This window comes from Pedobacter xixiisoli (assembly GCF_900215335.1).
GTDB lineage: Bacteria > Bacteroidota > Bacteroidia > Sphingobacteriales > Sphingobacteriaceae > Pedobacter > Pedobacter xixiisoli.
On the sequence record NZ_OCMT01000001.1, the window covers coordinates 133568 to 146691 of the forward strand.

General features: G+C 36.6%; 11 protein-coding genes and 1 tRNA gene. 7 read left to right on the forward strand and 5 right to left on the reverse strand.

The features are described from left to right. Nucleotides 1-21 precede the first annotated feature (21 nt). Nucleotides 22-2199 (reverse strand): bifunctional alpha,alpha-trehalose-phosphate synthase (UDP-forming)/trehalose-phosphatase, encoded by a 2178-nt coding sequence (locus CRO54_RS00595; protein ID WP_097127487.1) that lies wholly within the window; start codon nt 2197-2199, stop codon nt 22-24. 135 nt (nt 2200-2334) lie between these two features. On the opposite strand from CRO54_RS00595, the gene CRO54_RS00600 reads away from it, so the two are divergent. The 7 genes from CRO54_RS00600 to CRO54_RS00630 all read left to right on the forward strand — a co-directional run bounded on the left by CRO54_RS00600 (nt 2335) and on the right by CRO54_RS00630 (nt 9121). After that, nucleotides 2335-3138, forward strand: coding sequence for an ABC transporter substrate-binding protein (locus tag CRO54_RS00600; RefSeq protein WP_097127490.1), 804 nt, complete (start codon nt 2335-2337; stop codon nt 3136-3138). Nucleotides 3139-3201: 63 nt separating this feature from the next. Next, the gene (locus CRO54_RS00605) at nt 3202-4074 is read left to right on the forward strand and encodes a hypothetical protein (RefSeq protein WP_171047792.1); all 873 of its coding nucleotides are present in this window, start codon (nt 3202-3204) and stop codon (nt 4072-4074) included. A 124-nt stretch (nt 4075-4198) separates the two neighbouring features. Further along, a tRNA-Leu gene (locus tag CRO54_RS00610) sits at nt 4199-4280 on the forward strand. 140 nt (nt 4281-4420) lie between these two features. Continuing rightward, a complete protein-coding gene (gene tig / locus CRO54_RS00615; protein WP_097127492.1) occupies nt 4421-5767 on the forward strand; it encodes a trigger factor in 1347 nt (448 codons plus the stop codon). Between the two features lie 331 nt (nt 5768-6098). Further along, on the forward strand, nt 6099-6785 hold the full coding sequence (clpP, locus tag CRO54_RS00620; protein WP_097127495.1) for an ATP-dependent Clp endopeptidase proteolytic subunit ClpP: 687 nt from the start codon (nt 6099-6101) through the stop codon (nt 6783-6785). An 84-nt stretch (nt 6786-6869) separates the two neighbouring features. Beyond that, complete coding sequence (gene clpX / locus CRO54_RS00625) at nt 6870-8108, forward strand: ATP-dependent Clp protease ATP-binding subunit ClpX (protein ID WP_097127498.1); 1239 nt, start codon at nt 6870-6872, stop codon at nt 8106-8108. Nucleotides 8109-8248: 140 nt separating this feature from the next. Next, nucleotides 8249-9121 (forward strand): AMP nucleosidase, encoded by an 873-nt coding sequence (locus tag CRO54_RS00630; RefSeq protein WP_097127501.1) that lies wholly within the window; start codon nt 8249-8251, stop codon nt 9119-9121. 85 nt (nt 9122-9206) lie between these two features. On the opposite strand, the gene CRO54_RS00635 is transcribed toward CRO54_RS00630, so the two are convergent. Genes CRO54_RS00635 through CRO54_RS00650 form a run of 4 tightly spaced genes read right to left on the reverse strand, consistent with a single transcriptional unit; the run spans nt 9207 to nt 13048 of the window. After that, nucleotides 9207-9707 (reverse strand): SixA phosphatase family protein, encoded by a 501-nt coding sequence (locus CRO54_RS00635; RefSeq protein WP_097127504.1) that lies wholly within the window; start codon nt 9705-9707, stop codon nt 9207-9209. Beyond that, entirely contained in the window at nt 9700-10725 is a 1026-nt protein-coding gene (locus CRO54_RS00640; RefSeq protein ID WP_097127507.1) for a glycosyltransferase family 9 protein, read from the reverse strand. The genes CRO54_RS00635 and CRO54_RS00640 overlap by 8 nt, the downstream gene beginning before the upstream one ends. 10 nt (nt 10726-10735) lie before the next feature. Beyond that, nucleotides 10736-11338, reverse strand: coding sequence for a DUF4254 domain-containing protein (locus tag CRO54_RS00645; protein ID WP_097127510.1), 603 nt, complete (start codon nt 11336-11338; stop codon nt 10736-10738). Between the two features lie 33 nt (nt 11339-11371). Further along, nucleotides 11372-13048 carry a DNA polymerase/3'-5' exonuclease PolX gene (locus CRO54_RS00650; protein WP_097127513.1) on the reverse strand — a complete coding sequence of 559 codons (1677 nt, stop codon included), beginning with the start codon at nt 13046-13048 and terminating at the stop codon, nt 11372-11374. Nucleotides 13049-13124 lie beyond the last annotated feature (76 nt).

Sequence of the window (13124 nt, forward strand, 5' to 3'; positions counted from 1 at the left end):
ACTACGCTCGAAATGACGGAATTATTTACTTTCATCAAGTATCGATTGCAATAATTCCCTCACTTCCAGATGGTCGTTCAAGTAAAATTTCGCTTCCGACACTTCACTTCCTACCTTAATAGTGATGCCATTATTTGGCATTGCCTTAAAAATGTCTTCATCGGTATGGTCATCGCCCATGGCCAAAATAAAGTCATATTCCGTTTCGTGCATCCAGTTCATGGCAGCTTTTCCTTTGTTCACTTCCATGTTTCTAAACTCAATTACCTTATTCCCAGGCATAATCTGTAAGCCTTTATCTGCCGCTAAAACTCGTAAACTATTGATGATTTCGTTAGCTCTTAACTCGCCTAAACCACTCTCCGTTTTACGGTAATGCCAAACCAGTGAGAAACTTTTTTCTTCTATGAATGAACCAGGAGTTCTATCCGTATAGGCTTCTAAAATATTCTTGATTTCGCTTTTCCATTGGTCATTTAATAAAGGTAGCGAATGCCATTCTTCGTTCTGTCTTTTCTGCCAAGCGCCGTGTTCCGCAATAATGCCGATATTTAAATGCCCAAACCATTGCTCTAAAGTTTCATGTTTTCTGCCGCTAATGATCACAAGTTTGTTGTTGCTATCTTCAGAGAAATCACTCAATAGTTTCAAAAGTTCTTCATCTGGGCTTGCTTCATCGATATTAGATTTGAAACCTACTAAGGTACCATCGTAATCTAGAAAAATAATGCGTTTTTGTGTTGCAGCATATCTACTGATTATACCTTGACTTACCTTGTTTACGGCATGTTTGGTTTTTAAGGAATGCTGTAAAAGTTTGGCATCATCCATGCGACTTAAGAAGTTGCTTACCCATCTTTTTACATTGAATTTGCTTACCAAAGACCGCATAATCTGCATTCTTCTTTTTTGCTCTTCTAGGGGCATCAGCATTGCTTCTACAATAGCGTTCATAATGTCTCCAATATTGTTCGGATTCACAATAATTGCATCGTTTAGCTCTTTAGAGGCACCTGCCATCTCGCTCAAAATCAGTACGCCTGTTTCGTCTCTTCTACTAGCTACATATTCCTTGCTTACCAGATTCATACCGTCTCTCATCGGCGTAACCAAACAAATATCAGCTACGCTATACATCGCAGAAAGCGTTTCTATAGAAAAAGAACGGTAGAAATAATTGATAGGAACCCAATCAAGCGTTCTGTATTTGGCATTAACATTACCTACCAACTGGTCAATTTTTTCCTTAAGTTCTTTGTATTGTGGCACGGTGTCTCTAGATGGTACTACAATCATAAATAAACTGATTTCGCCAATAAACTTGGGATGAAGTTGTAATAGGAGTTCAAAAGCTCTGATGCGCTCTAAAATGCCTTTGCTATAATCCAATCTATCTATCGTGAGTGCAACCCTACCACGTTTCTCGCTATTAAGATTGTCTATCTCTGCTAATACTTGTCTCTGTAGTGGCAATTTTTCAAACTTATCGTAATCAATTCCCATCGGAAAAGGCTCTACAATGATTTGCCTGTTATCCATAGAAATGATGTTTGACGAAAAAGTAACTGGTGTAAGACGTGATGCCGTGCTTAAGAAATGTCGAACATCATCATAGGTATGAAAGCCAATCAAATCTGCCCCTAGCATTCCTTCAATCAATTTATCTCGCCAAGGAATCAACCTGAAGATTTCGAAGGATGGAAAAGGGATATGTTGGAAAAAGCCGATGGTAGTGTTAGATAGCCTTTCTCGTAACAGCGCTGGAAGGCACAAAAGTTGGTAATCTTGAATCCATATTTTATCGCCTTCGTTAAAAGCGTTTTGAGTTGCTGTAGCAAATTTTTCATTTACGGAAACGTAGCTGTCCCAATAGGTTTGCTCGAAACGGGCATAAGTCACCAAGTAATGAAAAACTGGCCATAAAACTTCGTTCGAGAATCCCTCGTAAAATAAATTAATTTCTTCCTGTGTTAAAAAAACTGGAACCAGGTTAAGTGACGCTAATTTTTTTGCAATTTCTGGTTGGTCTTCTTTTGGAATATCAATGCCTGGCCAACCCACCCACAGCATGCTTCCACTTTTGTAAACGTCGCCTAGTCCGGTAGCTAAACCACCTTCACTTTTCTGAAGCACGTATTTTCCATTGTTTTTACTGATTTTTACGGGTAGTCTATTCGAAATAATAATTGTTCTATTCATGCTCTTATCTTAAGTATCCTATATATAAAAAGACTTTAAACGGGTTTTTGTTTGTTGGGGCGAAATATTTTTGCCTTTATGTGATGGATATGACGAGCGAAAAATATCTAAAACGAAAGATGTTTATCTTTGCAAATGCATAAATCCTTCACAGACCAACTTGGTAATGAAATCATGATCAATTATCCGCCTAGAAGGATTATTTCATTAGTGCCTTCACAAACAGAGCTGCTTTTTGATTTGGGTTTGGATGAAGAGGTGGTGGGTTTGACGAAGTTTTGCATCCATCCGATAGAAAAGTTTGCAGCGAAACAGAAAGTAGGAGGGACTAAAAAACTCAACATTGATATCATCAGAGAGTTGAAACCCGATTTAATTATTGGCAATAAAGAAGAAAATAGCAAAGCTGATATTGAGTTGCTGCAACAAGAATTTCCAGTTTGGATGAGCGATATTTACAATTTGGAAGATGCCATACAGACCATTTCTGATATAGGTAATTTGGTGGATAGACAACCCGAAGCTACTTATTTAAATCATTTAATTAATGCGGGTTTTAGAGATTTGCAAACTTTAGCACTGGAAAAAAACATTGATAAAACCGTAGCTTATGTGATTTGGAAAGATCCCTATATGTTGGCAGGGCGAGATACCTTTATTAATGACATACTTCAGAAAATTGGCCTAAGGAATATTATTAATGGAAGTAGATATCCAGAAATTGAGTTACCGCAACTGCAAACTAAAAACTGTGAATTGGTCTTCCTCTCTTCAGAACCTTACCCTTTTAAAGAGAAGCACCTAAAAGAAATTCGATTAGCCCTGCCAAAAACAAAAGTAATGTTGGTAGATGGGGAAATGTTTTCGTGGTATGGTAGCCGTTTAGTAAAAGCGGTACAATACTTTTTTGAGTTTCAAAATCAACTACTTGAAAAATAAATCGTTGCTTTTATTTTTAAAATAATTTAAAAATTATAATTTAGTTTTTAAATTTTTAAAATTATGCGTCATTTTATATTTTGTTTCGCCATTTTTGGCATGAGTACTTTGGTAGCTTGTGGAGTTAAAAAAAATCAATCATTAAATAATAGCCAAGACGTAGTTATTGCTAATGAAGTATTGCCAGTTGCCCAAAAGCCATGTTTCGAAGGAGCTTATTATCGTAAACTGGTTTCTAGCCATGATTATTGGAGAGGTATTGAAGGTACTGTAATTTTGCCTACCATCATTTTTGATGAAGATAGAAAGCATGCCAAAAAGCCTGGTCAATATTTAGATAATCCATCTATTTATTTGGGCGGTAGCATGGGAAACCAAGAAACAGATATCGGTTTAACTTGGGAAGTGATCAAAGAAGATAATGGACAAGTTTCTAAGATAAGGAAGGCTTTTAGACCGTTTTTACGTCGAACGGAACATGACAGTGGACAAAAGTCTATTTTTGAAAATGCGCCAGCTCAAAAGCAATATTATTGGTATCCAGGGGAGGAAGTAAAAATGTCTTTGCTATTAGTGTCTGATAAAAAAGTCCGTTTTGTGGTGGAAGGTGCAGGTAAAAAATTTGAGAGAGACTTTGATTGCGATGGCTACCTGTTGAGTGCAGTTGGAGAATTTAAAAGGGTAAATGCAATAGATCAAGTGGCTAACGAAGGCAAGCCGGTACAGGCTACTAAAACAAAAGTGCAGAATGCAGAATGGAAACAGACCAATCTGTTTAGATTACTTAATAATGAGGTTGTAGCCGTTCCATTTAAGAAAACCAGATATACCGAAATGATGTGCCCAGCGGCAAATAATTTCAAAGTAAAGGCGAGTTATAGTCAGGTTGCAAAAGGAGCAGAGGTTTTATCTATCAGTGGTGTGCCATTTCAATAAAAATTATTTCTGCTGAATATGAATGTGTTATGTTTTTTGGTGAAATAAAATGAAAATTTTTCCTCAAATGTTGCGAAATAGTCAATGTAATTTCTATCTTTGCAGTCCTAAATACATCCTAACTGCGGAAGTGGCGTAATTGGTAGCCGCACCAGACTTAGGATCTGGCGCTTCACGGCGTGGGGGTTCGAGTCCCTTCTTCCGCACTAAAGATAAAGGCCGTTCCGATGCAAATCGGAACGGTTTTATTTTAAAAAGACATTGATAAAGAATTAAACATGAATCGATGTGTGCGTTTGGACTTGCCTTTTTGTCTCAAATCTCATATCTCAATACTCATATCTGAATGAATATTACACAGGAAAAAATTGACGATTTAAATGCTTTAGTAAAAATTACTTTAGCCCCTGAAGATTACACTCCAAACGTAGAAAAAGCTATTAAGGAGCAGGCTAAAAAAGCTAATTTACCAGGTTTTCGTAAGGGAATGGTGCCAGTTGCACATATCAAAAGAATGTACGGTAAAAGCATTTTGGTAGAAGAAATCAATAACATGTTGAATGATAACATCTCAAAATACCTTACTGAAAGCAAGGTTGAGATTTTAGGTCAACCATTACCTGTGCAAGAAGAAGAAGGTGAGTATAACTGGGATTCGAAAGATACTTTTAACTTTTCTTACGAATTAGGTTTAGCTCCAGCGGTTGACATCGAAGTTTCCTCTAAGGATAAATTTACATACTATAACGTTAAAGCAGACGAAGAAACTTTAAACGAGCGTGTAAAAAATATCCGTAAGAGCTACGGTAAAATGACAAATCCTGAAGTTTCTGCTGAAGGTGATGTACTTTATGCTGAGTTGAAACAATTAGCTAACGACGGTACTGAATTTGAAGATGGTATTGTAGCTACTGGTTCTATCCGTTTAGATTTAGTGACTGACAAGAAAATCTTGAAAACCTTAGTTGGTGTTAAGAAAGATGATACTTTTGAGCTTGATGTAAATAAGGCTTTCGGTGGTGATGCTGCTGCAATAGCTAAATTGTTAAACATCAGCGAAGAAGATGCCGCAGAATTGAAATCTAAGTTTTCTGTATCGGTTAAAAATGTAAACCGTTTGGAAGAAGCTGATTTGAACCAAGAGTTCTTCGATAAAATCTTTGGTGCTGATGCAGTTAAAGATGAAACTGGTTTCACTGCTAAAATCACTGAAGAAATTGAGTCCATGTTTAAGCAAGATGCTGACCGTAAATTGCAAAACGATATTTATGCTCAATTAACCGAGCAAACAAAAATGCAATTGCCAGATGAGTTCTTACGTAAATGGTTAAAAGCTACTAACGAGAAATTAACTGACGAAGAGTTAGCTCAAGGTTATGATGATTTCGCTAAAAACTTAAAATGGACTTTAATCGAGAACAAAATTATTAAAGACAACGATATCAAAATTGAATATACTGACGTTTTTGAAGCTGCAAAACAACGTTTAGATGCGCAATTCAGAATGTATAGCCCAACACCACTTCCAGAAGAACAATTAGCTCAATATGCTGCTAACTTCTTACAAGAGAAAGAAAATGCCAATCGTATTTTCGAAGAGGTTAAAGCTTTGAAAGTTTTCGATTACATTAAATCGGTAGCTACTTTAAACGAAAAAGAAATTGCTTATAACAAATTCACTGAATTGAAGTAATAGCAACAATATACTGACCGTTTGTCAGTAAATAAAGTTAGCAAGAGTTCCGACATAAAATCGGGACTCTTGTTATATAAAAGCCTTTGGTTTTTGTATTGGTTTATTTTTAAGACGATTGATTGCGTTTTTTGAAAGTATAAATGAGAGGTATTTAAAACTCATTAATGGAATAAGATATTTCTTATTGTCGGATAATCTGCTATTTTAGCGGAGTGTACAGATTGGCACGAAAATTAACCAACCTAAAGAAATATTATAAATATGATAATTTCGTTTTGGTACTAACGCTTTCCAACGTTTAACCCTAACGCTTAACACTAATCCCGTTATGAAAATAGATAAAGAAGAATTTAGAAAATATGCCGTTAAACACCATCGCATTAACGGATTAAACGTAGATAGATTTATTGGTGCTACTAATAATTCGCCAAAATCGATGACGCCTTACATCATTGAGGAGCGCCAGTTGAACGTTGCACAAATGGATGTATTCTCTCGTTTAATGATGGATCGTATCATTTTCTTAGGTGATGCAGTTTATGACCAAAATGCAAATATCATCCAAGCGCAGCTATTGTTCTTGCAATCTGTAGATGCTGATAGAGATATTCAAATCTACATCAACTCACCAGGCGGTTCTGTTTATGCAGGTTTAGGTATTTACGATACGATGCAGTACATCACACCAGATGTGGCAACAATCTGTACGGGTATGGCAGCATCAATGGGTGCGGTTTTATTGGTAGCTGGTGCTAAAGGCAAACGTGCAGCATTAAAGCACTCTAGAGTAATGATTCACCAACCATCTGGCGGTGCACAGGGTGTGGCTTCAGACATGGAAATCAATTTGAGAGAGATGCTTAAATTGAAAAAAGAGTTATATGACATCATTTCATTACACTCTGGACAGTCTTACGAGTGGGTAGAAAAAGCATCTGATAGAGATTATTGGATGACTTCTTCTGAAGCTAAAGAGTTTGGAATGATTGATGAAGTATTAGGTGGAACAAAATAAATTAGTTAAAAGTTGGGAGTTATGGGTTAAAAGTCTAGGCTAGTAAACTCATCACTCACAACTGATAACTCATAACTTAAAAAAATGGCTAGACAAAGTAAAGATTCACATTGCTCGTTTTGCGGCACTCCAAAAAGCGAAACCTTAATGTTAATTGAGGGTTTGGATGCTTACATCTGCGATAAATGTGTTAATCAAGCCAATGTTTTACTGGCGCAAGAGCTAGGAAATAAAAAAGGTAAAGCGTTTGACGATTCGTTTAAACTCTTAAAACCTGCTGAGATCAAAGAACATTTGGATCAATATGTAATTGGTCAGTATGATGCGAAAAAAGTACTTTCTGTAGCAGTTTATAATCATTACAAACGCTTAAGTCAAAAGATTGATAAGGATGAAGTAGAGATTGAAAAATCTAACATCATGTTAGTTGGCGAAACTGGAACTGGAAAAACGCTTTTGGCTAAAACCATTGCTAAAATCTTACATGTTCCATTTTGTATCGTTGATGCTACTGTTTTAACCGAAGCTGGTTACGTAGGGGAAGATGTAGAAAGTATCTTAACTCGATTATTGCAAGCTGCGGATTATGATGTTGCTTCTGCAGAACGTGGTATCGTTTATATTGATGAGGTAGATAAAGTTGCTCGTAAAAGCGATAATCCGTCGATAACGAGAGATGTAAGTGGCGAAGGTGTGCAGCAGGCATTATTGAAAATTTTGGAAGGAACAATTGTTAACGTGCCGCCACAAGGAGGTAGAAAACATCCAGACCAAAAGATGATCGCAGTAAACACCAACAATATTTTATTCATCTGTGGTGGTGCTTTTGATGGTATCGAAAGAAAGATTGCAAATCGTTTACGTACGCAAGCGGTAGGTTATAAAGTGAAGAAGGACGATGTTGATATCGACTTTAAGAACTTGTACAAATACATTACTCCGCAAGATTTAAAATCTTTCGGTTTAATTCCTGAATTGATTGGACGTATCCCTGTTTTATCGCACTTAGAGCCATTAGACAAAGAGGCGTTGCGCAATATCTTAACCGAACCTAAAAACTCGTTGACCAAACAATATGTAAAGCTTTTCAATTACGAAAACGTGGCACTTAAGTTTGATGACGAAGTTTTAGAATTCATTGTAGATAAGGCAATGGAATATAAGTTGGGAGCAAGGGGATTAAGGTCAATTTGCGAATCGATTATGCTAGATGCGATGTATGAGACGCCATCAGAAGCTGAGGTGAAAGAGTTGGAAATAACACTAGAGTACGCTAAAGAGAAATTTGAGAAATCTGATTTCAAGAAATTAAAAGCTGCTTAAAATATAAAATCCCGACTTGTTCGGGATTTTTTTTAACCTATTGGTTCATGGTTAATAGACCGATAATCCACAGACTATTATCTATCAACTATGATCTAATATCAACAAAAATTAATAAATTTAAAGAAAGGAGAAAACCTATGAACGAAGAAAAAGACGTAAAGAAAGACGAAGAAGTAGTAAAAGTTGTAAAAAAGGCTAAGAAAGCTAAGGAAGTTGAAACGCCAGTAAGAAAAGGTTTAAAGTCTAAAGATGACATCGTAAAAAACTGGTTGCCTCGTTACACAGGTCGGCCACTAGAAGAATTTGGTCAATACATTCTGTTAACCAATTTTAGCAAATACGTGTCTTTGTTTTCTGAGTGGAATGACAATGCACCTATTTATGGTTTAGATAAACCAATGCAAAGCGTAACTGCTAATGGTATTACTATCATCAATTTTGGTATGGGTAGTCCACTTGCAGCAACGATGATGGATTTGTTGACAGCAATTCAACCTAAAGCAGTATTGTTTTTGGGTAAATGTGGTGGTTTAAAGAAGAAAAACCAAATTGGGGACCTCATCCTTCCAATTGCTGCAATTAGAGGAGAAGGAACTTCTAATGATTATTTACCAGCTGAAGTGCCAGCCTTGCCGGCCTTCGCATTGCAGAAAGCAATTTCTACTACAATCAGAGACCACTCTAGAGATTACTGGACTGGAACTTGTTATACTACCAACCGCAGGGTTTGGGAACACGACAAAGATTTTAAGAAGTATTTGAAAAGTATCCGTGCAATGGCTGTAGATATGGAAACTGCAACTGTTTTTACAACAGGCTTTGCTAACGGAATTCCTACAGGAGCTTTGTTGCTAGTTTCAGATCAACCAATGATTCCTGAAGGTGTTAAAACATCTGAAAGCGATAGTTCGGTAACAGCTAACTATGTAGAAACTCACCTAAGAATCGGAATCGATTCGTTAAAACAGCTGATTAATGGAGGTCAAACAGTTAAACACCTTCAGTTTTAACATTTAAAATTTGACGAGCGTGTCATACTGAGCCTGTTGAAGTATCTTTTGCAGATTCTACACTGTGTTCAGAATGACAACCCTGTCAGTCCAATCCGTTTTTCGGATAATCAAACAATACCAGACTTCCCGTATTGCTACTAACCAATTTCCATTCATCAAAAGGGAATTCAATGATTGCTACGCTACAAGTTGGCATATTCGTTAGATATTCATCTGTTAGGTAATTCACAAAATCTGTTAAGCCAGGATTGTGCCCAAATAATGCAATACTGTTGTGCTTGTCATCAAATCCGTTAACTACCTGTAGTAGCATTTTGATATTCGCTTCGTAGACAGAAGCATTGGTGTGTAGTTGTTCAGCTTCCAATTTCCAACCTGAGGCAAAATATTTTGCTGTGGTTAATGCCCGCAATGCAGGACTACTAACAATAACATCTGGCTTAATTTCTTTTGCTGCGAGGCGTCCTGCCATTTCTGGAGCATTTTTATGTCCTCGCGGATTTAATGGTCTGTCAAAATCTTTGAGGTTAAAATCTCCCCAGTCAGATTTGGCATGTCTAATGATAATTAACTGCTTAGCCATTTAATTTGTCCCTTATTTTATTAACAATCGTTTCTGGTTTAATAAGGCTGATACATTCTTCAACACCACAAAGACAAGGTTTGTTTCCATAGATCGAATTAGGTCTATTAGGATGTTCAATTTGAATACAATCGTCTAAAGATTGCCCATATCCTAAAAAGCCGGCAAACGGATGGGTTGGGCCCCAAATAGAAATTACAGTTATACCCATTAACGAAGCCATGTGCATTCCTGAAGAATCCATACTCAGCATTAAGTCTAAATGAGAAATGATATCCAGTTCTTCTTCAAGTGAAAATTGTTTTATGGTGTTAATCAGTAACGGCTTTTTTTCCTTCCATTGATTAGCTATTTGAAATTCTTTCTCGCCTCCACCAAAAATAAAAACCTGATACCCTGTTTCAATTAATAGTTGAATAACTGTTTCCATTTTTTCAACTGGATACATCTTATAAATGTGTTGTGCAAAAGGAGCTATTCCAATTTTCTTGATACTCGCATTAAAGAACAATTTCGCTTTTTCAGGAAGAGGAAGAAGCTGTTTTAATAACTGATGCTTTAATGTTAAACTTAAACTTAAATTCCTAAAGGTATCTGCATAACGTTCTACAGTAGGTTTTAAAGGTTTCAGTATTTTGTTGTTATTTCTAGTCAATGCTTGCTTTTCAGAACGACCTTTGTTTATTCTCCTAATTTTTGTGCCTGAGATTCTAAAAAACAACGATAAAATTCTGCTTCTGATGTTATCATGTAAATCGGCAACAGCATCAGCTTGATAATTTTTAAGTTCCTTGTATAATCGGTATAAACCAGCAAAGCCTTTGTGCTCTTTTTTCGGTTTGATAGCATGGAAACTCAGATTCTTTATCCCATTAAAAAAAGCCTCAAAAGGTGCTCTGCTCACCATTACGAGCTGCACATCAGGGTTTTGTTCAATAAGCTCTCTTAAAACAGAAGCGACCATGGCTACATCACCCATGGCCGAAAAACGAAATATAATAATTCTTCTAGCAGACATAAAACGCTGCTTAAGCTTTATTGTATAATACTGGGTTTAGACTAGGGTCGTTGTACATTTTCATCTGCTTGTACACTTTCATGTATTTATCCCCATTTTCTATGTCAGTTAAAAGCTCATCTATACTAGAGCAAAGGTCTTTTCTCTGCATTAACAAAATATCCAATTTTCCTTGGCAAAGTTGTCTGTGCTCTTCACTTGCATTAGGTCTATTTACCTCTTCTTGCATGTGATAAATCTTTAAAGCTAAAATAGATAACCTATCTATCGCCCATGCTGGACTTTCTGTATTCACTTTTGCACCAGCCTTAGCTTCAATACCTTCAAACTTTTGAAGAAAATAGCTGTCGATATATTCTACCATGTCAGTTCTTACCTGATTTTGAGCATCAATTCTTCTCTTCCATTGTAAACCATCAACGGGATTGATGTCTGGGTTTCTTACCACATCTTCCATGTGCCATTGAGCTGTGTCAATCCAATTCTTATGATAAAGTAAGTGCTCAATAGTATTGCTATCAAAAGGATTGTTGATTGGGTGGTCTATTTCATCAAAAAGATGATAGTCTGCGATGGCTTGGACAAAAATTTGGTTGGCTAATTCACTAATCATTCACAAAGTTATTTTAATTTTTCAAAAGGAAGGTTAATTCTTCTTACTAGAAAAGAAGTCGCTGATTTCATTTAACGTAAAAGCATTCAAACATTTTTCTGCTGTTAAGCCTCCTTTGCGGGCAACCATTACGCCATAACGCATATCTAAGAAACCCTCTTTACGGTGTGCATCGGGGTTAATAGAAAGTAGAACTCCTTTTTCTAAAGCATAACGATGCCAACGCCAATCTAAATCAAGACGTAGCGGGTTGGCATTAATTTCTATGACTACTCCGTTGGCAGCACAAGCATCAATTATTTTTTTATAATCAATATCATACCCTTTTCTGCTTAATAATAATCGCCCGGTTGGGTGCCCTAAAATAGTGGTATAAGGATTTTCAATAGCTTTTAATAAACGTTCAGTAGCTTTTTCTTCTGTCATTTTTAACTGACTGTGAACGGAAGCTACCACGAAATCAAAAGTTTTCAGGATGTCATCGCTATAATCTAGTGAGCCATCGTATAAAATATCGCTCTCAATACCTTTGAAAATTTTAAATGGTGCTAATTTTTTGTTTAGCTCGTTAATTTGCTGATGTTGGGCATACACTCTTTGCTCGTTTAGTCCATTGGCGTAAAAAGCAGATTTGGAGTGGTCGCACATACCTAGATATTCCAGTTTCAACACATCACGACAGTATAATGCCATTTCCTCCAAAGTATGCACGCCATCGCTCCAATCAGAGTGGTTGTGCAAACTTCCTTTTAAATCATTATCGGTAATTAGGGTAGGTAATTGATGGTTTTTAGCTAGCTCAACTTCATTTAAACCTTCGCGTAATTCTGGTAAGATGAAAGCTAAACCTGCTTTTTCGTAAATTTCTTCTTCTGATTTAAAGACATGATTTCCAGCTAGTGAAAGCACTTTTTCAACGTGTGTTTCGTTACCAGTTAGCCTAAAGTAATCTAAATAGAAATTGGTTTTGGGAACTATAAACAACTTGATATGTAAACCGGTTTCTGTCTGTACCGCAAATACATTCGTAGAAGTTTCTACAAGTCCCAACTCAAAATTAATAAGTTGCTCAACGATAATTTCGGGAGTTTCGGTTCCAATGACAAAAACAACCTCCTCGATAATTTCACAAAGCCTTCTGTATTCGCCTGCAATTCCAAACAGTGATTCATGGTCTACTTGGCCAAGCCAAACCGATAGCTTTTCATGGATTTCGTTGACCAACGGCTCTGCTTTGGCGTACAAAAACTTACCATCGGCAGCCATTTTAAACTCAATTACTTTTTTAATTTCTTCTTGAGTTTTTAGGCCGAAACCTTTGGCTTCAATCAATCGGTTTTCGTTGCAAGCATAATAAAGTTCGCCAACGCTTTCAATCTGTAAATCGTTCCAGATGACACCAATCTTTTTAGGGCCAATACCTTTAATCGCTAACATTTCTACAATACCAGGAGGCGTTTGGGTCAATAATGTTTCTAGTTCTGCAATACTTCCAGTTTCTAGCAGCTCTATTACTTTAGCAGCAATGCCTTTACCAACGCCATCTATCTTATCGATTTCGCTGGTTGGCTTACTAGCAATAGCAAAAGGTAATTTATCTATTTTAAAAGCTGCGTTTGCTACAGATTTTATCTTGAATGGATTTTCGTTGTGAAGCTCCATTAATTGTGATAATAGTCTAAGTGTACGTGCTACGGGTTTGTTTTCCATTCTGGGATTTAAGTTACGAGTTATCAGTTGCGAGTTACGGGATTGATAGGTTCAAATCGTAACTCTAAACTCGAAA

Bases quoted from the DNA above. Each gene is read 5' to 3' on its own strand.
- CRO54_RS00595 (WP_097127487.1), bottom strand. From the start codon at position 2,199: ATGAATAGAACAATTATTATTTCGAATAGACTACCCGTAAAAATCAGT.
- CRO54_RS00600 (WP_097127490.1), top strand. From the start codon at position 2,335: ATGCATAAATCCTTCACAGACCAACTTGGTAATGAAATCATGATCAAT.
- CRO54_RS00605 (WP_171047792.1), top strand. From the start codon at position 3,202: ATGCGTCATTTTATATTTTGTTTCGCCATTTTTGGCATGAGTACTTTG.
- tig (WP_097127492.1), top strand. From the start codon at position 4,421: ATGAATATTACACAGGAAAAAATTGACGATTTAAATGCTTTAGTAAAA.
- clpP (WP_097127495.1), top strand. From the start codon at position 6,099: ATGAAAATAGATAAAGAAGAATTTAGAAAATATGCCGTTAAACACCAT.
- clpX (WP_097127498.1), top strand. From the start codon at position 6,870: ATGGCTAGACAAAGTAAAGATTCACATTGCTCGTTTTGCGGCACTCCA.
- CRO54_RS00630 (WP_097127501.1), top strand. From the start codon at position 8,249: ATGAACGAAGAAAAAGACGTAAAGAAAGACGAAGAAGTAGTAAAAGTT.
- CRO54_RS00635 (WP_097127504.1), bottom strand. From the start codon at position 9,707: ATGGCTAAGCAGTTAATTATCATTAGACATGCCAAATCTGACTGGGGA.
- CRO54_RS00640 (WP_097127507.1), bottom strand. From the start codon at position 10,725: ATGTCTGCTAGAAGAATTATTATATTTCGTTTTTCGGCCATGGGTGAT.
- CRO54_RS00645 (WP_097127510.1), bottom strand. From the start codon at position 11,338: ATGATTAGTGAATTAGCCAACCAAATTTTTGTCCAAGCCATCGCAGAC.
- CRO54_RS00650 (WP_097127513.1), bottom strand. From the start codon at position 13,048: ATGGAAAACAAACCCGTAGCACGTACACTTAGACTATTATCACAATTA.